Below are 24,787 nucleotides of genomic sequence, written 5' to 3'. Positions count from 1 at the left end.
AATGAGACTCCTAGACTCGGCACCGTTCGCATTTGGTTCGGCGCGAATGTCACAGATTCACCCGGAGAATTCGGGTCCACCAGACCCGTAGGCTCCAACCCCCTTTTTGAGATTACTGAGAGGAATGGTTCCCATGCAGGAGTTCGAGGAGATCATCACCGAGTCCGCCGCTGGTGACGAGGTTTCGGTCATCGACTTCGGCTGCTAGCAGCCAGAGACCGCCCTCGGCCCCAGAGGCCGACGACGAGGTAGTCACAGGCCCCGTGGCGGACCGGAGGATCCCGGTTCCCGCCACGGGGCCCCTGTCTCACAACCCGCGGCACCAGAGGACTGACCATGGCTGACACCACCGTCACCAGTACCTTCCGACCCTCCAGGTTCAACGTCGTCACCAGGACCGACGACGGTGACGCGGTCGTTCTGTACAACTCCATGCGCGGGAGCGTCTTCCGCGTCCAGGACCCCGTCGGCCAGCGGGTGCACGATCTGCTGCACAACCGACGGAGCGTCCTGCGCCGGCCCGACCCCGGCACCGCCGACGAGTCCCGCCTGTTCGACACCCTCGTCACCAAGGGCTTCCTGGTGGCCGAGGAGCACGACGAGCTGGCGGAGGCCGACGCCCTGCGGGACCGGCGCAAGAACCGGACCGACCGCCTCGAACTGATCATCATGCCCACCGAGGCCTGCAACTTCCGGTGCACCTACTGCTACGAGGACTTCGCGCTGGGCCGCATGCTGACCGAGGTGCGGGAGGGCATCAAGTCGCTGGTCAGGCGCCACCGCCGCGAACACGGCATCGAACGGCTCACCGTCGCCTGGTTCGGCGGCGAACCGCTGGTGGCCTTCGACGTGATCGAGGAGCTCAGCACCTTCTTCCTGGAGTTCTGCGCCGAGGAGGGCATCGAGTACAGCGCGGGCATCACCACGAACGGACTGCTGCTCACACCCGAGGTCGCGCGGCGCTGCGTCGAGTTGGGTATCAGCAACTACCAGGTCACCCTGGACGGCCCGGCGCACACACACGACTCCTCCCGCTTCCTCATGGGCGGTGGGAAGACCTTCGACGAGATCATCGCCAACCTGACGCGGATGGCGGAGACGGACGCGGACTTCCGCGTGATCGTCCGGACCAACTTCACCGAGGCCAACAGCGTCCACGTGCCCGAGCTCATCGAGCAGCTGGGCGGGCTGTACGCCGGTGACCCCCGGTTCGGGGTCATCTACCGTCCCGTCGGCGACTGGGGCGGACCCCAGGGCGAGGAGTCCGAGGCCTACGCGGGCAAGCAGGCGGAGATGACCAAGCTCGACCTGTGCTCGAACGCGGTGGAGTCCGGCCTCGCCCCCGCGGACGACGTGTTCCTCAAACCGAACGGCTCAGTCTGTTACGCGGCCTCCCCGTGGTCCTTCGTGATCCGGCCCAACGGGCTGGTCAACAAGTGCACCGTGGCCCTGCGCGACCCCCGCAACGCCGTGGGACAGCTCGGCGCCGACGGTGACCTCGGGTTGGACCAGGAACTGATGAGTCTGTGGGTGGACAACGACGACGCCAAGGACTCCGGCTGCCACTCCTGCTTCTTCCGGCCCTCCTGCCAGGGCGCGCACTGTCCCCTGGTGCGCATCCAGGAGGGGACGCGGCCCTGCCCTCCGCAGAAGGTCTGGATCGGACCCACCATCACCACGGTGGCGTCGAACGGGAGGACGCGGTGACCGGCACACGCGGCGCGGAGGTCGCGGTCGACGACGACGGCACCTGGTGCGCCTGGACCACCGGCTCAGGTCAGGTCAGGGCGCTGGGACTGTGGGGCCCCGACAGCGGACGGATCATCGACCTCGGTCCGGGAACGGCCGTGTACGCCGGGGCGGGCACGGGACGCTTCCTCCTCCGGGACGGCGGGTCCGTCCGGTCGTGGAGCCCGGCGGCGGGTTCGCGCGACGAGGGGACGGCGCCCGCCGGAGCCCTGCTGCTCGAAGCCCGCGTGCCCGGGGCGGGCGGCGGCCGAGTGGTCGCCGCCTCCTCCGAGGAACTGGTCCTGCACGCCGGGGACGGGACCGCGGTGTCGCGCAGGCTCTGCGCACCGCCGCTGGTCCTGGCCTGGCAGCACCGGCGGCGCACCGTCCTGTGCCTGCTGTCGGACGGGACCGTCCTCAGGGCGGACCCCGTCACGGGGTCGGTGGAGACCTCAGCCCTGCCCGGGGGCGAGGACCACCGCCTGGCCTGCTACGAGGAGGTTTTGGGGGGTGTCTGGGTGGTCCCGGCCCACGAGCCGGGCACCGTTCGCTTCCACCGGACGGAGGCCGACCCCTCCGCGGCCGTCTACCGGCTGGACCTCGGCGCGGCGGTCGACTCGCTCCGCGCCTCGCACAGCGGGGAGTGGCTCATCGCCCGGAACCCGGGTCGGGCCCCGACCCGCCTGGTCAACGTCAACAGCGGACGGAGCTTCGAGGTGCCGGGAGAGCTGGCGGCACGCGGCGCCCCCTGCGTCTTCTCGTTCGACAACCAGTTGATCAGCGTGGAGGGGGACGCCTTCGAGTCACTCCCGGTCCCGGCGAGGGCCGACATCCGCTCCCGCGACGGGTCCCTCGACATCGACACGTTCTGGTCGGCTCCGCCGCAGATGCACCGTGCCTCCCGCCCGCAGCGGCCCGCTCCGAGGAACACGGAGGTGGGCGCACGTGCCGGCACCCGTTCATGACCTCCCCCTGCGCCTGCTTTCCCCCGAGAACCGCCTGACCAAGGTGTCGGTGTGGGAACGGGCCCGGGAGTGCGCCGCCGAGATGGACCGTGCGTCACACCGGCCCCCCTTCGACGCGGACGCCTTCTGCCGGGCCGCGAACCGGGGCGCGCTGGTGCTCGCGATGGCCGGTGACTTCGAGGAGAGTGAGCGGTCCTGTCAGCGCCAGGCCCGCGTCCTGCTCTCCCTCGTCCGGCGGGGGCTGCTGCCCCGGTCCGAGACCGTCCGGGTCCTCCAACCCTGGATCAACATCGGCCGGCTCCGGGTGATCCGCGGTGACTGGGAGGGTGCCCTGGCGCACTTCCCCGCGCCGGACAGCCTGCGGGACACCGGGGTCTTCGCCGGAGCGCTCGGCCCCGAGCACGGGCTGACCCCGGACGAGGCCGAGGGCGTCCTGGACTCCGAGAGCGGCGGCGCCTTCGTCACGAACACCCACGTCGTGGAGACCACCAAGGCACTGGCGCGCGGGCGACGCGCGGACCTGCTGGCGGCGCACGTCAGCCGTTGGCGGGGGACCGCGCGCACGCTCCCGCACGTGCGGGAGGCCTCGGCCCTGCTGGCATTGAGAGGCGGCGCGAAGCTCCCCGCCGTCGCGCCGGGGACCGTGCCGACGCTGGGGGCCACCGCCATCGAGGTCCACGCGTCCCTGGTCGACGCGTCGCGGACCGACTCCCTGCTGCGGTCCCTGGACACCCTGTCGGAGGGAGCCCCCTCGGCCGACCTGGTGGCCGTGTTGCGGGCGGGCGCCGGAGTCCTGCGTTCCCAGGACCGCGTGGACGACTGCGCGCGGGTCCTCCGCCGGACCGCCGACGTCTGCCGTGAACTGCGTGACGAGGCGGAACTGTTCGCGGTGCTCAGGGAACTGGGCGGTCTTGACCCCGCCTCGGGTGCGGCCCAGGAGGCCCTGGCCGTCGCGGCCGACAGCGGTTACGCGTTCGTCAGGGCCCAGGCCGGGGAGCCGCCGCTGCCCCCGGCGGAACACGAGCCGCGTCTGGCGGTCCTGATCACCGCCGAACTGGAAGCCGAGTCACGAACGACCCTCGTCAGGAGGACCCCATGATTCCAGCGCACCTGCCTCCCCGGACCACGCGGGGCGACCACCCGGTCCTCGAACGGATCGTCGGTGACTCCGACGCCTTCCTGGGGCACTGGGAACACCGACCGGTGGTCGCGGAGGCCGGGCCCGCCGTGGGCGGGGCGTTCTCTCTGGAGACGGCGCTGTCCCTGCTGAACCGGGCCGGTCTCCCCGCGTCCTGCTTCCGGGTGTTCCAGGACGGCGCGCCCAGGCCACAGGAGGAGTTCAGCGCGGATCGCGGGCGGCCCGGCCGGGGGCGGGAACCCGTGGCCGACCGCACCGCGCTGCTGCGCGCCCACGACGCCGGGGCGACCATCGTCTTCGAGGAGGTCCGCCTCCTCGTCCCCGAGGTGGAACGGCTCGCGTCCCAGCTGGAGGAGGAACTGGGCTTCGGCGTCTACTGCGCGGCCTTCCTGACCCCCGCCGGGAACTCGGGGGTGCGTCCGCACTACGACCTGGCCAGCGGGTTCCTCTGCCAGGTCCACGGCTCCAAGTCCTGGTCGGTGGGCGCCCCGGAGACGCTGTGGCCGACGGTCCCGAGCGGCGGTTCCCAGCCGGAGTTCGCCCCGGTCCTCCAGACGGTGCTCACCCCGGGAAGCACGCTCTACATCCCCCGGGGGCATCCGCACGCCGGAACCGCCACGGACGAGCTCTCGCTCCACCTGTCGTTCGCCGTGAGGCCCCGCACCTGGAAGGACGTCCTCCAGGCCCACCTGCGCGAGGAGGGCCAGCACGAACCGCTGCGTGAGATGCTGCCCCTCGGTCACACGGACCTGGACGGGCGGGACCTGCTCACCGAGGCCGTGGAGCGGTTGAACGCGGCGGTGGCCGCAGCCAGGTGAGGGCACCGGGGCTCAGACGGAGACGCCGCCGTAGGACACCCCGGACAGGTCGGCGAGCTCACGCTTCCACGCCACCAGGTCGTCGGGGCCGAACCCGCCCAGGTGGTCGTGCCCGCAGGCCCGCGCCATCACCTGCATGAGCTCCACCGACGAACGCAGGAACCGGTTCAGCCGCTCAGCGGCCTCCGCCACTGGCAGGCGCTCCCGCAGGTGCGGTCGCTGGGTGGCGATGCCCACCGGACAGTTGTTGGTGTGGCACGCACGCATGCCCAGGCAGCCGATGGCCTGCATCGCGGAGTTGGCCACCGCGACGGCGTCCGCGCCCAGGGCCAGCGCCTTGACGAAGTCGGCCGGGACCCGCAGGCCCCCGGTGATGATCAGGGTGACGTCGCGGCGGCCGAGCCTCTCCAAGTGGCGGCGGGCACGGGCCAGCGCGGGGATGGTCGGCACCGAGATGTTCTCGCGGAACAGCAGGGGAGCGGCCCCGGTGCCACCGCCCCGGCCGTCCAGGATCACGTAGTCCACCCCGATCCGGAGCGCCGCGTCCAGGTCGCGTTCGATGTGCTGCGCGGACAGTTTGAACCCGATGGGGATGCCCCCGGTGGCCTCACGGACCTCGGCGGCCACCCGGCGGAAGTCGGCGACGGAGACGAGGTCCGGGAAGCGGGCCGGGGAGATCGCCGTCCGCCCCTCCGGGAGTTCACGCACCTCGGCGATGCGCCCGCTCACCTTGTCGCCCGGCAGGTGCCCGCCGGTCCCGGTCTTGGCGGCCTGGCCGCCCTTGAAGTGGAAGGCCTGGCAGCGCGCGACCCTGTCCATCGAGTAGCCGAAGCGCGCCGAGGCGAGTTCGTAGAAGTACCGGCCGTTGGCTTCCTGCTCTTCAGGGAGCATCCCGCCCTCACCGGAGCAGATGCCGGTGCCCGCCAGCTCGGCGCCCATGGACAGCGCGGTCTTGGCCTCGGCGGAGAGCGCCCCGAAGCTCATGTCCGAGACCAGGAGCGGGATGTCCAGGACCAGGGGACGGCGGGCGTTGGGGCCGATCACCACGCTGGTTCCCACCGGATCGTCGTCGAGCAGCGGGGGCGTGTGGAGCTCGGCTGTGACGATCTGGAGGTCGTCCCAGGAGGGGAGTTCGTGGCGGGGAACACCCATCGCCGCCACCTCGCCGTGGTGGCCCACCCGGGAGAGCCCCTCCTCGGCCAGCTGGTGGATGCGGTCGTTGAACGGTTCGTCCGGGGTTCCCGTGAAGTCGGCGTAGGAACCCTGGTAGGCGGAGCGGTCGTAGTTCTGCGGGTGGTCCCGTTCCCAGGCGCGGATCTCGTCCTCGTCGACCCGCACCGCGCCGTCCTCCACCCAGGCCTGGAACCTCTCCAGGTCCTCGCCCTCGTAGTACAGGTTGACGCCGCTGCGCGCGTCGTAGACGGAGCCGTGGACACCGCAGACCAGCCGGTTGCCGTCCTCGACGGTGGCGTCGGACATGAGCGCGCCCCGGTGCTGGCAGCGCCCGTACAGGACCCGTACCTCGTCCCCGGCGCCGGCGGTCTCGGGACCGGGGGCTCTGGAGCCGGTGGATTCGGTCTCGGGAGCCACGGAGGCCGCTGGCAGACGGATCACCGCCAGGTCCACGTTGGAGACCCGCGCGTGGGCGGGGCGGAGCGGTTCGAGGTCGTCCCAGTCGGCTACCTTCGTCGGCCGCATTCCGTGCTCCTCGGGTCGTCGCCGCCAGCGCGGGCTCACCGCGCGGGCAGGGGTCACGGCAGATTGTATTGATCAGATCACTCTCCGCGTTCGACGACATGCTCGGTGGGCGCGCGGACGAGGCGGCGCCCGCACGCCGCGGCCGTGGCCGGGGCGTGCGGGCGCCGTGGGAGGGGTGAGAGCGACAACGAACGGGGTGATGTCCTCTCCGTGGACGTCAGCGCGAGAAGTCGTCCGGGCCCCGGAGCGGGCCGTGGTAGAACTCGTGGTCGGGCTCGTCGTCGGGGACCGGCGGGAAGGTCGGCCCGTTCTCGGTTGTCGCGGGGGCGGCGGCGATGGGGATGCCCTGGGCCCGCATGGTCGAGGCGACCCTGTTGCGCAGCTCGGGGAGCATGGAGTACAGCACGTCTCCGGGGCAGGCGGTGGCGTTGAAGTCCCGGTGTCCGCGGATCGCGCTGCCCGGGTTGAGGCCGTACGCCCCGCACAGCCAGGCCAGGGTGTCGACCAGCGTGTTCGTCAGGGCCTGGGTCGGGCCCTGGGTCATGTAGGTGCCCTCGTTCTCGATGCCGATGCACGTGCTGTTGTTGTTCGCCACGTGCGTGCCCACCACGTGCTGGCGGGCCGCGATCGACTCGGGGGTGCGGTCGCGTCCCTCCATGAGGAAGCCGCCACGGCTGATGGTGAGCTGCTGACCGGTGTCGATCCAGCCGTTGCTGTCCATGTGGTAGTTCTGGATCGACTTGGACAGGTTCAGGGCGTGGTCGAGCGTGTAGTTCGTGCTGTTGGCCGTCGCGGTGTGGTGGACCACGATGTACTGCGGCGGAGTGGCCAGGACCTGGATGGGGCTGCTCGGCGGACGCGCGTTCCAGGCGCCGCGCCAGTACAGTTCGGGCGCTGCCTGGGCGGCGGGGTCGACGGTCTCGGCGGAGGCGCCACCGGCGCCCAGGGCGCCGAGGGACCCGCCGAGGACCGCGGCTCCCGAGGTGAGGGCCGCCGTCCTCAGGAGTGCGCGTCTGTCCATTCCGGAGTGGGGGATAGGCGTCATGGCCGTCCTTCGTGTTCGGCGTGGTTACTTGCCAGTTAATGAAAAACACGAAAGCCGGTCGCGCGCAAAGGGTGAAACGAGGAATTCTGTTGACCGGGACCGGCCAGCAGAATTCACGAAAAGCCCCCTGTGGTGCCATCATTCAATGATGTATCGAGTCCCTTTGGAAGCGGATGTTCGCCGGAACGGCGGTTTCGGAGGTGCTCACCCGAAGGCCGCGCGCAGCACCGCGACCTGTTCGCGGCGGAACTCCCGGACCACCTCCGCGTGCGGAAGGTACGTGTCGAACCCGTGGAAGGCCCCCGGGACCACGGTCGTCGCGCAGGGAACACCCGCCTCGCGGAGTCGTCCGGCGTAGGCGAGGTCCTCGTCGTGGAACAGGTCCAGCGTGCCCACCCCGATCCAGGCCGGGGGCAGCCCGGACAGGTCGTCGCGACGGGCCGGAGCCGCGTAGGGGGAGATCCCCGTGTCCCCGGGGTCGGTACCGAGATACGCCCCCCAGGCGAACCGGTTGCTGGCCACCGACCACATGCGCACGTCGAGTCCCTCCAGGTCGGCGCGCAGCACGGTGCGGTCGTCGAGCATCGGGTAGACGAGCAGCTGGAACAGGGGGCGGGGACCGCCCCGGTCCAGGCTCATCTGGGCCAGTGCGGCCGTGACTCCGCCGCCCGCGCTGGCCCCGCCGATCGCGACGCGGTCGGGGTCGATCCCCAGCGGCCCGGCCTGCTCGACCATCCAGGACAGCGCCGCGAGAGCGTCCTCGACCGGTGCGGGGGCGGTGTGCTGGGGCGCCTTGCGGTAGCGGAGCGCGACCACGGTGGCGCCCAGCTCGCGGGCGAACTCGATGCTGCCCTTCTCGTCCTGGATCGGGCTGCCGAACAGGTAGCCGCCGCCGTGGCTCCACAGCAACGCGGGTGAGGGGCCCTCCAGTGACCGTGGCCGGTAGACCCGGAGGTCGAGCGGCGGCGCGCCCTCGGGCCCCGGTGCGGTGAGCTCCTCGATGAGGAGGTCGGAGGGTGCCCGGACCGGCCGCATGCGTTCGGTGAGCCGCCGTGCCAGCTGTGCCGTGCGCGGGCCGAAGGTCGGCGTCGGCAGGAATCGGGCAGCGGACAGGTCGGGGTGCAGCTGGGGCATCGGGTTCCTCGGGTGATGGGGGAGAGGTGAGGGAACGGCGGCGGGGCCCGAACGGCCGGGAGAACCGGGCGTTGGTGCCGAGGCCCTTGGTCCGGGTATCGGCGTGTTCCTTCGTAGGAGGAACTCCGCCGGGCACGGCGGAGTTCCCGTGCCCGACGGACATCACACCAGTTGGGAGCGTGTTACCACCGGTCGGGGTGGACGTTGGCCCCTCAGTGGGGGCGGGGGTGCCTGAGCAGGACCGCCACCGGGACACTTCGCGCGGGACGCCGGACGGACGCTCACCGATGCCTCCAGCACCGACCGCGCCGCGCCCAGCCCGCGCGATCCCACCACCACGGGGTCGACCGGACCGCTCGGCCCGTGGTCCGCACGGGGTCTCCCGAATCCGGCGGCAGGCACCTACGATGCGGACATGGGCCTGTTCACACCGCTCGCCGTACGTATCGGGGCCCTCCCGTGGTTGCCCCGACTCCTCCCCCAGATCACCTGGCTCGACCGGAGGCTGCACCGCCTCAGCCGAGGGCGCCTCGGACTGCTCGACCTGGCCGGGTTGCCCAACACCGTGCTCACCGTCAAGGGCCGCAAGAGCGGACGGCCGCGCACCACGCCCCTGCTGTGCGTCCCCGACGGCCTGGACCGCCTGGTGGCCGGTTCGTCCTTCGGGGCTCCCGCCACTCCGGCGTGGGTGCACAATCTGAGGGCCGCGCGCACGGCGGAGATCGAGCGGTCGGGCCGACTGGTGACCGTACGGGCCGAGGAGCTCACCGGAGCCGACAGGGACCGCGCCTGGGCACGCATGAGCGAGGTCTGGCCCAACTTCGCCCTCTACCAGCGGCGGACCGACCGGGTCATCCCCGTCTTCCGGCTCACCGCGCTCCCGGAACCCTGACGGCCAGTGCCGCCAGGCCTCCTGACGCCAGGCCCGTCCCAGAACATCCACTCGAAGGTCGTGGCCCGCCGGAACGCCTCGCGTACCCGCGCGACCGTCGACTCCCCGGAGCCCTCGGCGAGCCGGTCCGCGATCGCCCTGGCCCGCTCGGTGCACCGGGCGAACTCGTCGTCCCCGTAGGTGGCGATCCAGCCGCCGAAGGGACCGGACACCGGCACTCAGTCGTCGTCGGCGCCGTAGGACGAGCGGCCGCTGCTGGACGACGAGGAGCCGTAGGAAGAGGAGCCGCCGTAGGAGGACTCGTGGGAGGAGGAACCGCTGGAGTACGACGAGTCGCCCGACGAGGAACCACCGGAGTGGGAGGAGTCCTCGAAAGCGGACGAGTACCTCCGGGGCGCGGGGGTGCCGCCGTCGCTCCCCCCGGCGTCCACTGCGGTCGCCGAGTTCCTGCCGCCCCGGTCCTCTCGATCACCCATGTACTCGAGGACGAGCTGTCTGGCGACGACGCCCAGACCGCTGATGGCCGCTCCGGTGGAGGTGACGCGGGTGAGCGCCTCCTTCCACGCCCGGGCCCGCTGGAGCTGGTGCAGAGCCTTGTAGACGGCGGGCACGCGACTCGCCGAAGCGAGCGATCCCCTCCCCACGGCCGCCTTGTGCAGGGTCAGAGCGGAGCCGAATCTGCTCTGTGCCTCCAGGGACCGGGCGACCAGGTACATCGCGTGCACGTTCCAGGCGGTGGAAGCCCTCATTCCCCACAGGGACTCCCGGAAGCTGGGACGCCCCCCGGAACAGTCGGAAGGGTAGTGGCTCAGTAGGCCGATGAGTTCGGCCAGTTCCTCGGCGTCCTGTTCCTCCCGAAGGAGCGCGTCGACCAACAGACGGAGCTGGAGGTCGTCGATCCCCCACGTCTCGAGGCAGGCGTGCAGGAGCATTGCGTCGTCGTCGCCCCGTTCAGCCGCCACCGCGAACCAGAACAGGGCCTGGTGTTCGTCGGCCTGCCGGTAGGCCAGCACCCCCGTGAGGCGGGCGTCGACCCGCGCGCCCTCCTGGTGTGCCCGGTGCAGCCAGTCAGCCGCCTCCTCCACGACGGAGGTGTCCTCACTGATCGCGATCTCCGTCAGCACCTCTCCCAGCCGCGCCATCGCCCGGGGGTCCCCGTCCACGACCGCGCGCCGGAGGAAGGGCATGGCGCCCGACCGGTCACCGGCCCGCAGAGTCAGGAGCGCCATACCCAGGTTGGCCTCGGGGTGCTCGGGGAAACGGTCGAGGAAACGCGTCCAGGCGTGCTCGGCGACGGTGAACCGTTCGGTCTCGAAGGCGGCGAAGCCGAAGACCGGCAGGTACTCCACGGGGATTCGGTGCGGGATCAGGTTCCACACCACCGCGGGTACCTCGGCCGACTCGGGGTCCTGGAGCGCGTGGGAGACCAGGTGGTGGAAGGGCTCGTACGACCTCTCTCCCACCCGGGTCAGGCAGCCGGAGGCGCCTCCCTCCGCATCGGCGGCCCACTCGAGGGCTTCTTCGAAGGTGGGTGTCCCGGGGGCGTGCCTCGCGTTCGGATTGAGCCCGGTGACCGTGTCAGGGCGTGCGGCGGCGGAGGGTGAGGGAGGCCAGGAGCACCGCGCCCCCAGCGAAGGCGGTCACGATCAGCAGTGGCCGGTACACGTCCCAGGCACCGTCCCCGGCCGCCACCGCGTTGACCGCGTCGATCGCGTGGCTGAGGGGCAGCCAGTCCGAGATCGCGTGGAGCACGTCGGGCATCTGTTCGCGTGGCATGAAGAGCCCTCCCAGGATGATCTGCGGGAACACCAGCACGGGCATGAACTGCACCGCCTGGAACTCGGTGTGCGCGAACGCGCTGGCCAGGAGTCCGAGCGCGGTCCCCAGAAGGGCGTCGACGACCGCGACCAGGCCCAACGACCAGAGCGGCCCCTCGACGCCGAGCCCGCACACGTACACGGCGAACAGCACCGTCACGAAGGCCTGGACGACGGCGGTGAGTCCGAACGCGAACGCGTAGCCGAAGATCAGGTCGAACTTGCCGATCGGGGTCGACAGGAGGCGTTCGAGGGTGCCGGAGCGGCGCTCCCGCAGCGTGGTGACGCTCGTGATCAGGAACATCACCACGAACGGGAAGAGGGCGAGGATCGCCGGGCCGATGTCGTCGAACACCGACGTGTCGGTGAACAGCCACGAGAAGAGGCCGACGAGCAGGCTCGGGGCGACGAGCAGGAGCACGATCGACCGGGGGTCGTGGCCGAGTTGGCGCAGTACGCGACCGCTCGTGGCGAAGGTGCGCGCGGGGTTCATCCGGCCCCTTTCTCGATCAGGGCCAGGAAGGCGCGGTCGGGGTCGCTCGCTCCGGTCTCGGACAGCAGCCGAGCGGGTGTGGTGTCGGCCATGACGCGACCGTCGCGCATCAGCAGCAACCGGTCACAGCGCAGGGCCTCGTCCATCACGTGACTGGAGACGATGAGCGTCGTCCCCTCGGCGACGAGCGAGCGGAACACCGCCCACAGCTCCTCGCGCAGCAGCGGGTCGAGGCCGACGGTGGGTTCGTCGAGGACGACGAGTTCGGGGCGGCCGAGGATCGCGACCGCGAGCGACACCCGGCTGGCCTGTCCGCCGCTGAGCGTGTCGACCCTCCGACCGGCCTGGCCGCGCAGGTTCACCTGGTCGAGGACGCGCCCCACATCACTGCGGGGGGCGCCGACCAGTCGGGCGAAGTAGCGCAGGTTCTGTTCGACGGAGAGGTCGGAGTACACCGACGCGGCCTGGGTGTCGTAGGCGACGCGGTGCCGCAGTCCCGCGCTCCCGGCCTCCTGGCCGAGTACCGTGACGCTGCCCGCCCGGACACGCTGGGTCCCGACGATCGCGCGCATCAGGGTGGTCTTGCCGCACCCGGAGGGGCCCATCAGACCGGTGACGCCGCCTCGGGCCACCTCCAGGTCGAGTCCGTCGAACACCGAGCTGCCGCCGCGCCGGACACACAGGTCACGGACGACGACGGCAGCGGGTGGGTCCGTGGCGTCGCTGGCACCGAGGTTCATAGCGCAGCATCATCGGTGGCGGACCCGGTCCGGGTCAACGCGCCACTCGCGGTGCGTGTCGCCTGGTGCGGGCGAGGCCCGGAGGCGACCGCGGGAGTCAGGAACGCAGCGGCGTGAAATCGCGCGCGGCCACGAAGCCGGGCCGGCGTTCCCGGGCGGAGAAAGGCTCGACCAGAGCGTTGTCCACGCTGTTGAACACGACGAAGATGTTCGAGCGCGGGTACGGCGTGATGTTGTTCCCGGAGCCGTGCATGCTGTTGCAGTCGAACCACAGGGCCGACCCGCTCGGGCCGGTGAACTGCTCGATCCCGTGCTGATGGGCCAGTGCGGCGATGTCCTCCTCCTGCGGGACACCGATCTTCTGGGCCTTCAGAGAGGACCGGTAGTTGTCGTCCGGGGTGCGCCCCAGGCAGGGAACGAACGTCCGGTGCGCCCCCGGCATGAGCATGAGCCCGCCGTTGAAGGGGTAGTTGTCGGTCAGTCCGATGGACAGGCTGACCGCCCCCATCCGGGGCATCCCGTCCTCCGCGTGCCAGGTCTCGAAGTCCGAGTGCCAGTAGAACCCGTTGCCGCGGAAACCCGGCATGAAGTTCACGCGGCTCTGGTGGACGTAGACGTCCGAGCCGAGGATCTGGCGTGCCCGGTCCAGGATGCGGGGTTCCCGGATGAGCCGGGCGATCCGCTCACTGAGCAGGTGCGCGTCGAAGACGGACCGCACCTCGTCGGACGCGGGTTCGGTGATGGTGCGCTCGTCGGCGCGGATACCAGGGTCCTCGACCATTGCACGGAGCTCGTCGAGCGTGGAGCTCACTTCCGGCCCGGACAGCAGGTCCCGCTGGATGTGGAACCCGTCGCGGGCGTGGTCGGTGAGCTCCTTCGCGGAGGCCGGCCCCTCCGTCACCCCGGGGTGCACGGTCGGTTCGGCGCGTTCGATCCACCCCCGGCCCTGGGCAGGGTCGACACGGGTGGGGTATTGGTCCTGGATCTGGGCGTCTACGAGTGTCACGGCAGACCCCTCCTTTCAGTGTCCTCTTCTTCCTTTCGGTGGTCGAAGGCGTACTGGTGCGTCTCGCGACCAAGGGCGACGATCCGCCCCCTGCCCTACGGACTGCCCTCCCGCGAATCGGATAATCATCGCGGGATCGCGGTGGGAGCCCCGGCGGCCAGTGCGGGGGTAACGGAGTTCCAACGGGGGTTGTACGGCCGGAACATGGAGCGGAACGGAGGAACATGTCGGCCCTTTCACCGGTCTGCTCCACGGCTCCCGCTGCCTCATGGGAGGAAACGCGGTCCAAAGTCTGCGCGGGGAGGTTCCCTGGTGCGGACTCGCAGGCCGTGCGGGGGAGTGTCAGGTGGTGGCGTCGGCCCCGTTGGCCGGAGCGGAGTCCGAGGCCGCGCCGAACCCGCCGACGAGGCTGGCGTAGCGGTCGCTCACGGCGCGGATTCCCTGTTGGAGGGCGTTGAGGTCCTCGATGCTCAGGCCCATGAGCACGCTGTCGTTGAACTCCGGGCGTTCCATCACCAGGCGCCGGGCGAGTGCCGCGCCCTGGGAGGTGGCGTGGACTCGGCGCACGCGGTGGTCGTCGGGGTCCTCCGAGCGCGTGGCCATGCCCTGGGACGCGAGCCGGTCGATCAGTCCCGACATGGTGGCCATCGACACCCCGAAGGACGCGGCCAGTCCCCGACCCGTCGCTCCCTCCCGCGTGGTGACCAGGACCATAAGGACCTTGAGCTGTTGGATCGTCAGGTCCATCGAGAGCAGGTGCTGGACCTGCGCGGGGAGTGCGGCCTGCTCCATGGCCGCGGTCAGGGTCCTGATCTCGTGCACGACGCGTGCGCGTTCTCCCTGCTCCGTGGCGTCTGCTCCCATGCGATCAGGATAGCTCCGCCCCGACGGGGACGTGGCTGACGAAAATACTTAGCTTGATGCTAACCTTTTTTCATGGAGGCGCGCCGCCTCCCGTGCGGAACCACGCGTGCCCCGACCGGCACGGGCCCGTTCCGCCTGCCGGTCGCCCCCGCCGGTTCGGCGCTCGCGCCCCCATCACCATCGGCGACGAAGTTGGGAAGCCCCATGGGCACTGCACCAGACACGCGAACGGCGATCGAGGCTGACGCGGCGGAGCTCGACATCCAGGGCCTGCGGGCCCGCTACGCGAAGGAACGGGATCGCCGCGTCCGGCCCGACGGCGCGTCCCAGTACCGGTCCGCGTCCGGCGAGTTCGGCTACTACGCGAAGGACCCCTACACCCCCCGCACGGAGCGCGAACCGCTCACTGACGCCGTGGAGGTGCTCGTGGTCGGCGGCGGCTTCGGCGGCCTCGTGGCCGGAGCGCGCCTGCGACAGGCGGGGGTCGAGTCGATCCGGATGATGGACGAGGCCGGTGACTTCGGCGGTACCTGGTACTGGAACCGCTATCCGGGCATCCACTGCGACATCGAGTCCTACTCCTACATGCCCCTGCTGGAGGAGGTCGGCCACGTGCCCCGGTGGCGCTACGCCCCGGGGGAGGAGATCCGGCAACACGCCGTGGCGATCGCCGAGACCTTCGCCCTCTACCGCGATGCGGTGTTCCAGACCAGGGTCACCGGTCTGACCTGGGACGACCAGGCCGACGAGTGGGTGGTCGAGACGGACCGGGGCGACATGATGCGGGCCAGGTTCGTCATCACGTCGTCCGGTACGCTCACCCAGCCGAAGCTCCCCGGCATCCCGGGTGTCGAGAGCTTCCGCGGCCACACCTTCCACACGAGCCGCTGGGACTACGGCTACACCGGCGGTGACCAGAGCGGCGGCCTCACCGGACTCGCCGACAAGCGCGTGGCGGTCGTCGGCACCGGTGCCACCGGAGTGCAGGTCATCCCGCACGTGGGACGCGACGCGGAACACCTGTACGTGTTCCAGAGGACGCCGTCCTCGGTGGACGTTCGCGACAACCGCCCCACCGCCCCCGAGTGGGCCGCCTCCCTGGAGCCGGGCTGGCAGCGGGAGCGCATGGAGAACTTCCTCGCCCTCGTCTCCGGCGAGCCGGTCGAGACGGACCTGACCCGGGACGGCTGGACGTCGACGGCGCGCCTGCAACGGAAGCTGACCACCGGGGCGCTGGACACCAGCGTGTCGCCGGAGGAGCGCGAGCGTGTCGATGAGCTGGCCGACGCCCGGAAGATGAACCAGATCCGCGCGCGTGTGGACGAGGTCGTGGACGACCCGGACACGGCTGAGCTGCTCAAACCCTGGTACCGCTACATGTGCAAGCGGCCCTGCTTCAGCGACCACTACCTCCAGACCTTCAACCGGCCCAACGTCACGCTCGTCGACACCGCGGACCACGGCGGGATCACCCGCATGACCGAGGACGCGATCGTCGTGGGCGACGTCGAGTACCCGGTCGACTGCGTCGTCTTCGCGACCGGTTTCGACGTCGGCGTCTCCGGAGTGGTGTCGGGGACCCTCCCGGTGCGGGGCCGTGGCGGGCGGGAACTCCTCCACTCCTGGAGCCGTGGACCGAGGACGCTGCACGGCTTCTACAGCGACGGCTTCCCCAACCTCTTCCACCTGGGCCCCTTGCAGAACGCCACATCGGTGAACTTCACGCACATCCTGCTGGAACAGGCCGAACACATCGCCGCCGTCATCGCGGAGGGGCGCAGGACCGGTGCTCGTGTCATCGAACCGGCGTCGGACGCGGTGGACGAGTGGGCCCGCACCATCGGCGAGAACGTACTCGACACCGTCGACTTCCAGCGCGAGTGCACTCCCGGCTACTACAACCGCGAGGGCGCCGGCCATGCGGGCGGGCAGTCCTACGGTCCCGGACCGGTGGCCTTCCACCGGCTGCTCGAGGACTGGCGGCGGGACCGCATCCACGAGGTCATGGTCCAGGACCATGCGACCACGGACGAACGCTGACCCCCTCCGCCACGGAACCCACGATCGGGACGGAAGACATGGAATCGAACCGACGCGGCCACCCGGTGGCCACCACGGGGCTGCTGACGGCAGTCCTTCTGATCGTCGCCACCACCGCCTGTGGCCAGGAGGAGGCCGCGGAGAAGGAGCGCACCGCCTCCCAGCTGGTCCAGGTGAGCTCGGTCCACGAGGAGACCGGGATGACCCTGCTGGAGGGGCCGACCTTCGCTCCGGACGGCGGCCTCCTCGTCGTCGACGTCACCGCTCCGGCGGGAGAACCCAAGGTCCTGAGGGTGGACACGGAGTCGCTGGAGGTGTCGCCGGTCCTCACCGACGAGGCCAGCGCGTACACCTCCGCGCAGTTCAGCCCCCACGACGACCGGCTGTACCTGACCGATCTCATCGGGGGGAAGATCGACAGCTTCACCCCTGAGGGCGAGGACCCCGTCACGTTCTTCTCCGGTGACGTCGACGGGAAGCCGATGCTCCCCGACGACCTCGCGTTCGACGAGGACGGGAACCTGTTCGTCAGTGACACCACGGGTCACTCGGATCCCGTCTGGGACCCCCAGGGCAGAGTGGTCAGGATCGACCGGGACACGGCCGAGGCCACCGTGCTGGCCGACGAACTCCCGGCTCCGAACGGTATCTCCTTCAGCGAGGACTTCACCGGCCTGTGGGTCAGCCAGTACGCCGCGAACCGCATCGACTACCTCGGGCTCAACGAGGACCGGACCGAGGTGGCCACGGCCCACCCGGGCATCCACTTCGACGGTGGGACGAGCCAGATCGACTCCAACGCGGTCGACGCGGAGGGCAACGTCTACCAGGCCGTCCACGGGCAGCCGAGCATCTTCGTCTACAGCTTCACGGGCGAACACCTGGCGACGGTGAGCGTCCCCGCCGAGGACGCCGGGGGACTGGACACGGCCACGAACCTGGCCATCGCCCCGGGAACGACCGACGCCTACATGACGGTCAGCGGCGAGGACGGCGGATTCGTCTACACCTTCGAGGCGCTCGGCGAGGGGATCCGCCAGTCCAACGGAGGATGACCTCGTTCACGGGGCCGTGAGCCCCGGATCCCTGCCGGAGGGCGGCCCACGTCGGGCCGTCCTCCAGCGTCACGCCCGCCCCCTCACGTGGTCCCGGCGGGGGAGAGCCCGTCGCGCAGTCGCCGCAACCCGGCCCGGCCGCCTCTCCACGCCGTCGCCGGGGTCGCGCTGGACCAGGCCTTCGCTCTGCGCTCCCCCTTCATCGGCGGCGGACTGGTCACGGCCTCGTTCCCCCTGATCGCCGTGCGGTTCGGCAACCTCTGGCTCGGGGCGGGCTCCCTGGTGCCGTGCGCGGTCATGCTGGCGATCGCCCGGCCGTTGGGGCTGTGGAACCGTCCTCCGCGAGTTCGCCAGCAGGCCTGAGGTCCCCCTCCCGGACACCATGGTGGCGGTCGTGCTCGCGCAGCCAGCGCACAAGGGACGCCGCGACCAGGCTCAGGACGATGATCAGGGGGAACGCGGTCACGACCGACAGGGTCTGCAACGCGTCGGTGCCCCCGGCGGACATCACCGAGACCGACACGGCCGCGAGGACGAGCGCCCAGAGCACGCGGTTGAACCGTGAGGGCTCCACCTCGTTGGGAAGGTCACGGGAGGTCGCCGCGCCCATGATGTAGGAGGCGGAGTCCAGCGTCGTGGCCAGGAAGATCAGCAGCAGCACCAGGAACAGCGGGGTGATGATCCAGCTGAGCGGGAAGGCCTCCAGCGTGGCGAAGATGGCCGGGACGGCGCCCTCGGCCTCCAGCGTGTCGACGATGGGCGCCTGCTCCCTCAGGTCGAAGGCCATGCTGGAGTTGCCGAGCAGCGCGAACGACAGCCAGCAGCCCAGGCTTCCGAAGCCGCACATGCCGACGATGATCTGCCTGACGGTGCGGCCTTTGGAGATCTTGGCGCAGAACATGCCGACGAACGGTCCGTAGGAGATCCACCAGCCCCAGTAGAAGACGGTCCAGACCTCCTGGAAGCCGGACCCGCCGACGGGATCGGTGTAGGTGCTCATCCGGACGATGTTCTGGGCGAGCAGGCCGAGGCTGTTGGTGAAGGTGTCGATCACGAAGACCGTCGGTCCCACCGCCAGGACCAGGAGACCCAGGGCGGCGGCCAGGTAGAGGTTGAGGTTCGCGAGCCGCTTCAGGCCGCGGTGCAGGCCCAGAGCGACACTGCCCGCGAACAGCAGGGTCCACAGGCCGATGACGACGGTGTTGAGGGCGGCGCCCGGCTCGACCCCCAGCATGCGGGAGGCGCCCTCCGCGATGGTGGGCACGGCCAGGGCCAGGGAGGTCCCCGCCGCTCCGATCATCCCGAGGATGAAGAGGACGTCGATGAGCCTTCCGGGCCAGCGGTCGACCCGGTCGCCGAGTACTCCCCGGCAGGCCTCGCTGAGGCGCAGGTGGCGGATCCTGCGCACGTGGTACGCGTAGGCGAGGGCGAGGGTCGGAACGCAGAAGACCGCCCAGGCGGTGGGGCCCCAGTGGAACAGGGGGTAGGTGGCCGACCACTCGGCGGCCTCGGTGCCGTGCGGTTCCAGTTGGAACGGGGGAGCCGCGTGGTAGTGGGCCCACTCGATGATGCCCCAGTACATGAGGCCGCCGCCGATCGCGGCGGTGAAGATCATCGCGAGCCAGGTGGGGGTGGAGAACTCGGGCCGGTCGTCGGGACCGCCCATCCTGATGCGGCCGTATCGGCTGAAGACGAGCCAGACGAGCAGCACCGCGAGTCCGGCGACGAACCACATGTACACCCAGCCCAGGTCGGACTGGAGCCAGGCCAGGACGTCGCCGAGCAGGCGTTCTCCCGTTCTCGGCGCGATCACGAACGGTGCGCTGAAGCCGACCACCATGATCAGCGCGGGCCAGAAGACTTTGTTGTCGATGTTCCAGCGGATGACTCGGGTCACCTCCGGGTTCGAGGGCACGGGCCATCCAGTTACTACTGTGTTGCGCTTGACTAATCAACCAGTCAGAATCGCATCACGACGGTGGTCTTCTTGTCACGGGTCAGCGAAAGTCCTTGTCTGGCAAGGCTTTTCATCTCGCCGTAGGCAGTCTCGGAGTGCACTGTAACGAAGTGACAACCCTCGTCTTCGTTGCGAAAATCGCCACCTCTGCACGGCTGGAGGCGACCGGCCACGTGTCGGAGTCCCGGGCCTCTGAGACGTGGACACGTGGGCTGTGCGAAGTGGCCCGGGGATTTCCTCCACGCCTATCCCGTGAGTGCGGTGATGGTTCTGCGGAGTCCTTCGGTGAGGGTGGTGCGGGGGCGCCAGCCGGTGATTCTTCGGAAGGGTGTGGGGTCGATGACCATGCTGTGGAAGTCGGTGGTCTCGGATTCGGTGGGGGGTGGGACGGAGGTGACGGGGACGGGTGGTTGGCCTGTGGTGTGGGCGGTGATGTGGGCGATGTGGGTGAAGGCTTCGCGTAGGGGGGTGCCGTGGCCGGTGCCGATGAGCCAGTGGTGTCCGGCGAGGGGGTCGGGGTGGTTGAGGGCGGTGGTGAAGGCGTGGGCGATGTCGTCGACGTAGACGAGGTCGCGTAGGACGGTGCCGTCGTGCCACATGGTCAGGGGTTGGCCGTTCAGGGCGCGGCGGATCATGGTGGAGATGACGCCGCGGTCGCCGGTGGTGGGGTCTGGGGCGGGGCCGTAGACGGTGGGCAGGCGCAGGGTGGTGGCGCGGATGATGCCTTGGGTGGTGGCGTCCTTGAGGGCGTTCTCGGCGGTGAGTTTGTGGCGGTCGTAGGTGCTGTGGGGATGGTCGGGTTCGGTGCCGTCCAGGTGGGTGCGGGTGGTGGGTCCGACTTGGGTGGTGGTTCCGGCAAAGAGCACCTGGGGTGGTGGTCCGGGGCGTGAGTGGGCGCTTAGCGCGTGGATGAGGCCCAGGGTGAGGCCGACGTTGACGCGTTCGGCGGTGTTGTCGCTGTGGGTGGCGCGCCAGCTGGTGCCGGTGTCCAGGTGGGCGACGAGGTGGACGATGGCGTCGGCGTCGGTGACGCAGCGGGTGAGTGTGTCGGACTGGGTGAGGTCGGCCTGGATGGTTTCTATGTGGGCGGTGGGGTTGTGGGGTAGGGGGGTGGGTCCTCGGGCGATGAGTCTGAGGCGGAGGGGTTGTCGGGCGAGTTGGCGGGTGATGGCGGAGCCGATGAATCCGGAGGCTCCGAGCACCACGACCAGGGGGCGTTCATTCAGCGGCACGTGGCTTCCTGGGTTTGCGGGCGTGGGGTGTCGGAGGGGCGGGGCGCGTGCTGGCACCGGGGGTCTGCGGTGCTGCATCTCGTGAGCTTGCGGGCACTGGGCGTGGGACCGGGGCGGTGTAGTGGGTTCAGTGGTGCGTTGTTTCCTGGGCTCTGAGGCACTCGGTGTACGAGGGCAGGAGTCCTTGTTCGTGGGCTTGGGCGAGGGTGGGGGCTGCCTGGTCGCGGGCGGAGAGGATCGCTTCGCCGTTCTGGGGCAGGGGCAGGCCCAGTTCGGGGTCCAGGGGGGACAGGGAGAGTTCGTTGTGGGCGATGTAGGAGTCCGAGAGCAGGTAGGACATCACGGTGTCCTCTTCCAGGGCGATGAAGGCGTGGCCCACGCCCACGGGCAGGTAGACGGCCCGGTAGTGCTCCTGGTCCAGCAGCACGCTGTCCCATTGGCCGAAGGTGGGTGAGCCCACGCGGATGTCCACCGCGATGTCGATGGCGCGTCCGATGGGGCAGTAGACGTATTTGGCGGTGCCCGGGGGTGTGCGGGTGTAGTGGATGCCGCGGACGACACCGCGTTTGGAACGGCTGTGGTTGGACTGGGCGACGGGGAAGAGGGGGTGTCCGAGGGCTTGGGTGAAGGCGGGTTCCTGGAAGGGGGCGAGGAAGAGCCCGCGTTCGTCGGGGAAGACGGTGGGGGTGAATTCGTGGGCTCCGGTGATGGCCAGGGGCCGTGAGGTCATCGTCCTGGTTTCTTCAAGGGGCGATGTTGTGGGCTGGGTGGTTTCGCTCAACCGCTCGGTCCTTTCGTCAGGGGTGGGGGTCAGCGGCGTGTGGCCAGGAAAAGGCCGCGCCCTCGGTGCAGGTGGGGGAGGTAGTCCAGGTCGAACCCAGCGGTTTCGAACGCGGTTTCGTATTGCTGTCGGGTGAACAGACTGGCGACGTAGGTCTCGCTGAAGTGGCGGATGCCGGTGGTGGGGTCGGCGATGGTGTAGTGCACCTGCATGCGTGAGGTGTTGTTCTCGCGTACGGAGTGGGAGACGCGGGCGATGGTGCGGTCTTGGTGGTGGATGACGTCGCCGGAGACGAATCCGTCCAGGAAGGTGTCGGGGAACCACCAGGGGTCGACGGCGGCCAGTCCGCCAGGTGTGAGGTGGTGGGCGAAGCAGCGAAGGGTGTTGGTGAGTGCTTGGACGCTGGTGGGGTGGCCGATGGATCCGAACATGCAGGTGATGACGTCGAAGGTGCGGCCCAGGGAGAAGTCGCTCATGTCTGCCAGGTGCAGGGCGACCGGCAGGTTCTTGGTGCGTGCGGTCGCGATCATGCTTTCGGACAGGTCGAGTCCGGCGAGGTCGTCGAACCATTGGGTGAAGGCGGCCAGGTGGGCGGCGGTGCCGCAGCCGACGTCGAGCAGGGAGCGCGCGTGGGGCAGGCGGGCGCGGATCAGGGTTTCGAGGTGTTGGGCTTCTGCCCGGTAGTCCTTGCCGCGTCCTTGGTAGATGAGGTCGGAGATGTCGGTGAAGTCCTGGCCGTACATGGTTCTGCTTTCGTTGGCGCGGTCGGAGGGTTGTCGGGTGGTGCGGTGGTGCGCCCTGACCCGACACCACTCGACCGAGGTCTGCGGTGCGACTGTTGGGGGTGGTCGGTGCTCCGCGCTCCTAGAGGCGGGCCAGGACCTCGCGCAGGGCGGTGATCACCCGGTCCTGGGTGTCCCTGGGCAGGGACGGATACATCGGCAGGGAGAAGATCCGGTCCGCGAGCCGCTCGGTGACGGGAAGGGAACCCGCGGGCACGTTCAGGTGCGCGAAGCCCTTCATGGTGTGCACGGGCCAGGGGTAGCTGATGTTCAGGGCGATGTCGTGGCGTTCGCGCAGCAGACGCAGGATGTGGTCGCGGCGGGGGTGGCGGACCACGTAGACGTAGTACACGTGGTCGTTGCCCGGGGTGACCGAGGGGAGTTCGAGCCCGCCCGGAGCGCAGAGGTCGCTCAGGCCCTGCTCGTAGCGTCGGGCCACCTCCTGGCGCCCCTGCACGTAGCTGTCCAGGCGGGTGAGCTTGCGGCGCAGGATCTCGGCCTGGACCTCGTCGAGTCTGCTGTTGTGCCCGGGCAGGGACTGCACGTAGTAGGTCTGTTCCATGCCGTAGTAGCGCAGACGGCGCAGGTTCGCGGCGACGGTGTCATCCCCGGTGAGCACGGCGCCGCCGTCGCCGTAGGCGCCCAGGACCTTGGTCGGGTAGAAGGAGTAGGCGGCGGCGTGGCTTCGGGTTCCGGCCAGGATCCCGTTCCTGCGTGCTCCGTGGGCTTGGGCGCAGTCCTCGATCACTTTCAGGCCGTGGGTGTGGGCCAGGGCCTGCAGGGTGTCCATGTCGGCGCACTGGCCGTAGAGGTGCACGGGCAGGATCGCCTTGGTGCGGGGGGTGATGGCGGCCTCGACCAGGGCGGGGTTGATGAGGTGGTCCTGTTCGCGGACGTCCACGAACACGGGTGTGGCTCCGGTCCCGTGGATCGCTACCACGGTGGGCGCGGCGGTGTTGGAGACGGTGATGACCTCGTCCCCGGGCCCGATCCCGCATGCTTCCAGAGCCAGTTTCACCGCGTTGGTGCCGTTGTCGACGCCCACGCAGTGTGTGACGCCGTGGTAGGCCGCGAACTCCGCCTCGAACCCCCGGACGCTCTCTCCGAGTACCAGGCGTCCGCTGGAGAAGACCGTGCTGACCGCGTCGAGGAGGTCGTCACGCTCCGCCTCGTACTCCGGGAGGTAGTCCCATACGTGGGTGGCCATCTTCCTATGCCTCCTCGTAGAAGCCGAAGAACGTCAGCAGGCTCCTGGCCTCGACGTTCAGGTGGTTGCCGTACCGCACGAGCTCGGTGAGCTGGCGCAGTGTGACCCAGGTGTAGTCCTGGGGCACGTCCAGGTCGAAGTCGTCCTCGACCTCGACCATGAGGTAGCGGTTCCGTGCGTGGTAGAAGCGTCCGCCCTCTTCGGAGTGGACGCTGTCGAACCGGACGCGGTCCTCCGGAGCCGCCAGCACCTCGTCCAGGAACAGGGGGCGGCGGGCCTCGGGGAGCCACTTGTAGTTCTCGGGTTGGCATTGGACCGTGGGTGCCATCTCGACTCCGTCGAGGGCGCCGGTCTCGATGCGTGCCTGGACGAGCAGGTGCAGAACTCCCCGGATGTTCTTGACCAGGAAGGCGATGATGCCCTGGCCGCGGGGTTCGAACATGGGTTGGTGCCAGCCTGTGACTTCGCGGCTGTTGCTCTGCACGGCAACTCCGATAACGGAGAAGTGCAGGTCGAGGTCGTGTTTGATGGCGCCGTCGCGGTGGGACCAGCCGCTGACCTTGTTGAGTGGGATGGTGTGCCGGGTCAGGGTGCATCGTCCTTTGGCTTCGGTGAACCAGCTCAGGACCTCGACCATCGAGTGGAGTGATTCCTCGGCCCGGCGGGAGCGGGTCAGGGCTCCGCGGAAGGTGTCTTCGGTAGTGTCGCCGTCGCTGAGGCTGATCCCGGCGGCCCCGGCGAGCACGGTGCGGGTGTCCATGTTCATCAGGTTGGGCAGACGTAGGAGGGCGCTGATCTGGGGGAAGCTGAGCCAGCAGAACTCGTCCAGGATGGGGACGTGTTCGTCCACCCGGACGATCATGTTGCGGTTGCGTTTGGCGAGGAACCACGAGGCCTGTTCCGACTGCAGGACGTCGGAGAGCACCAGCCCCTTTCTCGGGGCGGTGAAGTACTGGAGGTAGGGGACGCTGCGGCCCCCGTGGATCTTGGCGATGTTGCTCTGGGTGGCCTGCACGGTGGGGGAGAGCTGGAGGCCGTTGACGTTGCCCGGCTCCATCTTGGCCTGGAGCAGGCAGTGGGGGACGCCGTTGAACTCCTTGACCAGGATTCCCAGGACGCCCTGTTCGGGCTGGACCATGATCGGCTGCTGCCAGGCCTCGACGCCGCGTCCCGAGCGGGTCAGGTCCAGGCCCTGGATGGTGAAGAAGCCGCCGGTGTGGTGGTGGAGGTCGCCGGTTTCGGGGTGGGTGGTCCAGCCGTGGAGGTCCTGGAGAGGGACGCGGGTGACATGGTGGTGTTGTTCCTGGGCTCGGTGGGCGAACCATGTGTGGAATTGGTTCAGGTCGGTGAACAATGGACCACTTCCCGGCTCGTTGAGGGTGTCAACGGTGCCTT

The 24,787-nt window shown here is 69.8% G+C and carries 23 protein-coding genes; 7 read left to right on the top strand and 16 right to left on the bottom strand.

Going from position 1 to position 24,787, the window contains the following annotated elements; all coding sequences use genetic code 11:
• The first annotated feature begins 336 nt into the window (after positions 1–336).
• The 4 genes from BDW27_RS04005 to BDW27_RS03990 are packed head-to-tail and all read left to right on the top strand — an operon-like array spanning position 337 to position 4,649.
• Positions 337–1,707 carry a radical SAM/SPASM domain-containing protein gene (locus BDW27_RS04005; protein WP_110048280.1) on the top strand — a complete coding sequence of 457 codons (1,371 nt, stop codon included), beginning with the start codon at positions 337–339 and terminating at the stop codon, positions 1,705–1,707.
• A complete protein-coding gene (locus BDW27_RS04000) occupies positions 1,704–2,693 on the top strand; it encodes a hypothetical protein (protein ID WP_017545348.1) in 990 nt (329 codons plus the stop codon). The genes BDW27_RS04005 and BDW27_RS04000 overlap by 4 nt, the downstream gene beginning before the upstream one ends.
• Complete coding sequence (locus tag BDW27_RS03995; RefSeq protein ID WP_110048279.1) at positions 2,674–3,792, top strand: hypothetical protein; 1,119 nt, start codon at positions 2,674–2,676, stop codon at positions 3,790–3,792. The genes BDW27_RS04000 and BDW27_RS03995 overlap by 20 nt, the downstream gene beginning before the upstream one ends.
• Complete coding sequence (locus BDW27_RS03990) at positions 3,789–4,649, top strand: JmjC domain-containing protein (RefSeq protein ID WP_110048278.1); 861 nt, start codon at positions 3,789–3,791, stop codon at positions 4,647–4,649. Before BDW27_RS03995 ends, BDW27_RS03990 begins: the two co-directional genes overlap by 4 nt.
• Positions 4,650–4,661: 12 nt before the next feature.
• Here the strand turns inward: BDW27_RS03990 and BDW27_RS03985 are convergent, their stop codons facing one another.
• From BDW27_RS03985 to BDW27_RS03975, 3 genes are all read right to left on the bottom strand, one after another.
• The gene (locus tag BDW27_RS03985) at positions 4,662–6,347 is read right to left on the bottom strand and encodes a glutamate synthase-related protein (protein WP_110048277.1); all 1,686 of its coding nucleotides are present in this window, start codon (positions 6,345–6,347) and stop codon (positions 4,662–4,664) included.
• A gap of 217 nt (positions 6,348–6,564) precedes the next feature.
• Positions 6,565–7,392 carry a peptidoglycan recognition family protein gene (locus tag BDW27_RS03980; protein WP_110048276.1) on the bottom strand — a complete coding sequence of 276 codons (828 nt, stop codon included), beginning with the start codon at positions 7,390–7,392 and terminating at the stop codon, positions 6,565–6,567.
• A gap of 204 nt (positions 7,393–7,596) precedes the next feature.
• A complete protein-coding gene (locus BDW27_RS03975; RefSeq protein ID WP_110048275.1) occupies positions 7,597–8,526 on the bottom strand; it encodes an alpha/beta hydrolase in 930 nt (309 codons plus the stop codon).
• 415 nt (positions 8,527–8,941) lie between these two features.
• Here BDW27_RS03975 and BDW27_RS03965 point away from each other — a divergent pair, with 415 nt between their 5' ends.
• Positions 8,942–9,418, top strand: a complete 477-nt coding sequence (locus tag BDW27_RS03965) for a nitroreductase family deazaflavin-dependent oxidoreductase (protein ID WP_110048274.1) — start codon at positions 8,942–8,944, stop codon at positions 9,416–9,418.
• Here BDW27_RS03965 and BDW27_RS03960 read toward each other — a convergent pair.
• The 6 genes from BDW27_RS03960 to BDW27_RS03935 all read right to left on the bottom strand — a co-directional run bounded on the left by BDW27_RS03960 (position 9,355) and on the right by BDW27_RS03935 (position 14,338).
• The gene (locus BDW27_RS03960; RefSeq protein WP_233515626.1) at positions 9,355–9,630 is read right to left on the bottom strand and encodes a hypothetical protein; all 276 of its coding nucleotides are present in this window, start codon (positions 9,628–9,630) and stop codon (positions 9,355–9,357) included. The two genes, BDW27_RS03965 and BDW27_RS03960, sit on opposite strands and share 64 nt — an antisense overlap.
• 6 nt (positions 9,631–9,636) lie before the next feature.
• Positions 9,637–10,881 carry a tetratricopeptide repeat protein gene (locus BDW27_RS03955; protein WP_110048273.1) on the bottom strand — a complete coding sequence of 415 codons (1,245 nt, stop codon included), beginning with the start codon at positions 10,879–10,881 and terminating at the stop codon, positions 9,637–9,639.
• Positions 10,882–10,996: 115 nt separating this feature from the next.
• Positions 10,997–11,728, bottom strand: a complete 732-nt coding sequence (locus BDW27_RS03950; RefSeq protein ID WP_110048272.1) for an ABC transporter permease — start codon at positions 11,726–11,728, stop codon at positions 10,997–10,999.
• Positions 11,725–12,468 carry an ABC transporter ATP-binding protein gene (locus tag BDW27_RS03945; protein WP_110048271.1) on the bottom strand — a complete coding sequence of 248 codons (744 nt, stop codon included), beginning with the start codon at positions 12,466–12,468 and terminating at the stop codon, positions 11,725–11,727. Before BDW27_RS03945 ends, BDW27_RS03950 begins: the two co-directional genes overlap by 4 nt.
• Before the next feature lie 97 nt (positions 12,469–12,565).
• Positions 12,566–13,474, bottom strand: coding sequence for an ectoine hydroxylase (thpD, locus tag BDW27_RS03940; protein ID WP_110048270.1), 909 nt, complete (start codon positions 13,472–13,474; stop codon positions 12,566–12,568).
• A gap of 342 nt (positions 13,475–13,816) precedes the next feature.
• Positions 13,817–14,338, bottom strand: coding sequence for a MarR family winged helix-turn-helix transcriptional regulator (locus tag BDW27_RS03935; RefSeq protein ID WP_110048269.1), 522 nt, complete (start codon positions 14,336–14,338; stop codon positions 13,817–13,819).
• Positions 14,339–14,542: 204 nt separating this feature from the next.
• Here BDW27_RS03935 and BDW27_RS03930 point away from each other — a divergent pair, with 204 nt between their 5' ends.
• Positions 14,543–16,378, top strand: a complete 1,836-nt coding sequence (locus BDW27_RS03930; protein ID WP_110048268.1) for an NAD(P)/FAD-dependent oxidoreductase — start codon at positions 14,543–14,545, stop codon at positions 16,376–16,378.
• A gap of 38 nt (positions 16,379–16,416) precedes the next feature.
• A complete protein-coding gene (locus tag BDW27_RS03925; protein ID WP_110048267.1) occupies positions 16,417–17,433 on the top strand; it encodes an SMP-30/gluconolactonase/LRE family protein in 1,017 nt (338 codons plus the stop codon).
• A gap of 83 nt (positions 17,434–17,516) precedes the next feature.
• Here BDW27_RS03925 and BDW27_RS03920 read toward each other — a convergent pair whose 3' ends face one another.
• From BDW27_RS03920 to BDW27_RS03890, 7 genes are all read right to left on the bottom strand, one after another.
• On the bottom strand, positions 17,517–17,732 hold the full coding sequence (locus BDW27_RS03920) for a hypothetical protein (RefSeq protein WP_110048266.1): 216 nt from the start codon (positions 17,730–17,732) through the stop codon (positions 17,517–17,519).
• Positions 17,729–19,348 carry a BCCT family transporter gene (locus tag BDW27_RS03915; RefSeq protein WP_233515625.1) on the bottom strand — a complete coding sequence of 540 codons (1,620 nt, stop codon included), beginning with the start codon at positions 19,346–19,348 and terminating at the stop codon, positions 17,729–17,731. Before BDW27_RS03915 ends, BDW27_RS03920 begins: the two co-directional genes overlap by 4 nt.
• A 287-nt stretch (positions 19,349–19,635) precedes the next feature.
• Positions 19,636–20,622 carry an NAD(P)-dependent oxidoreductase gene (locus BDW27_RS03910; RefSeq protein WP_110048265.1) on the bottom strand — a complete coding sequence of 329 codons (987 nt, stop codon included), beginning with the start codon at positions 20,620–20,622 and terminating at the stop codon, positions 19,636–19,638.
• Positions 20,623–20,749: 127 nt separating this feature from the next.
• Positions 20,750–21,352, bottom strand: coding sequence for a dTDP-4-dehydrorhamnose 3,5-epimerase family protein (locus BDW27_RS03905; protein WP_110048264.1), 603 nt, complete (start codon positions 21,350–21,352; stop codon positions 20,750–20,752).
• A gap of 80 nt (positions 21,353–21,432) precedes the next feature.
• Positions 21,433–22,146 (bottom strand): class I SAM-dependent methyltransferase, encoded by a 714-nt coding sequence (locus tag BDW27_RS03900; RefSeq protein ID WP_110048263.1) that lies wholly within the window; start codon positions 22,144–22,146, stop codon positions 21,433–21,435.
• Between the two features lie 121 nt (positions 22,147–22,267).
• Positions 22,268–23,392, bottom strand: a complete 1,125-nt coding sequence (locus tag BDW27_RS03895) for a DegT/DnrJ/EryC1/StrS aminotransferase family protein (RefSeq protein ID WP_110048262.1) — start codon at positions 23,390–23,392, stop codon at positions 22,268–22,270.
• Positions 23,393–23,396: 4 nt separating this feature from the next.
• A complete protein-coding gene (locus BDW27_RS03890) occupies positions 23,397–24,746 on the bottom strand; it encodes an NDP-hexose 2,3-dehydratase family protein (RefSeq protein ID WP_110048261.1) in 1,350 nt (449 codons plus the stop codon).
• Positions 24,747–24,787 lie beyond the last annotated feature (41 nt).

The organism is Nocardiopsis sp. L17-MgMaSL7 (assembly GCF_003182025.1).
In the GTDB taxonomy this organism is placed as follows: Bacteria; Actinomycetota; Actinomycetes; order Streptosporangiales; family Streptosporangiaceae; genus Nocardiopsis; species Nocardiopsis prasina.
Note: the sequence above shows the minus strand (reverse complement) of the source record. Positions and strands in the feature narration are given on the sequence as shown.

Coding starts and splice junctions, on each gene's coding strand:
- BDW27_RS04005 (WP_110048280.1), top strand. CDS start 337: ATGGCTGACACCACCGTCACCAGTACCTTCCGACCCTCCAGGTTCAAC.
- BDW27_RS03990 (WP_110048278.1), top strand. CDS start 3,789: ATGATTCCAGCGCACCTGCCTCCCCGGACCACGCGGGGCGACCACCCG.
- BDW27_RS03985 (WP_110048277.1), bottom strand. CDS start 6,347: ATGCGGCCGACGAAGGTAGCCGACTGGGACGACCTCGAACCGCTCCGC.
- BDW27_RS03980 (WP_110048276.1), bottom strand. CDS start 7,392: ATGACGCCTATCCCCCACTCCGGAATGGACAGACGCGCACTCCTGAGG.
- BDW27_RS03975 (WP_110048275.1), bottom strand. CDS start 8,526: ATGCCCCAGCTGCACCCCGACCTGTCCGCTGCCCGATTCCTGCCGACG.
- BDW27_RS03965 (WP_110048274.1), top strand. CDS start 8,942: ATGGGCCTGTTCACACCGCTCGCCGTACGTATCGGGGCCCTCCCGTGG.
- BDW27_RS03950 (WP_110048272.1), bottom strand. CDS start 11,728: ATGAACCCCGCGCGCACCTTCGCCACGAGCGGTCGCGTACTGCGCCAA.
- BDW27_RS03945 (WP_110048271.1), bottom strand. CDS start 12,468: ATGAACCTCGGTGCCAGCGACGCCACGGACCCACCCGCTGCCGTCGTC.
- BDW27_RS03935 (WP_110048269.1), bottom strand. CDS start 14,338: ATGGGAGCAGACGCCACGGAGCAGGGAGAACGCGCACGCGTCGTGCAC.
- BDW27_RS03930 (WP_110048268.1), top strand. CDS start 14,543: ATGGGCACTGCACCAGACACGCGAACGGCGATCGAGGCTGACGCGGCG.
- BDW27_RS03925 (WP_110048267.1), top strand. CDS start 16,417: ATGGAATCGAACCGACGCGGCCACCCGGTGGCCACCACGGGGCTGCTG.
- BDW27_RS03920 (WP_110048266.1), bottom strand. CDS start 17,732: ATGACCGCGCACGGCACCAGGGAGCCCGCCCCGAGCCAGAGGTTGCCG.
- BDW27_RS03905 (WP_110048264.1), bottom strand. CDS start 21,352: ATGACCTCACGGCCCCTGGCCATCACCGGAGCCCACGAATTCACCCCC.
- BDW27_RS03900 (WP_110048263.1), bottom strand. CDS start 22,146: ATGTACGGCCAGGACTTCACCGACATCTCCGACCTCATCTACCAAGGA.
- BDW27_RS03895 (WP_110048262.1), bottom strand. CDS start 23,392: ATGGCCACCCACGTATGGGACTACCTCCCGGAGTACGAGGCGGAGCGT.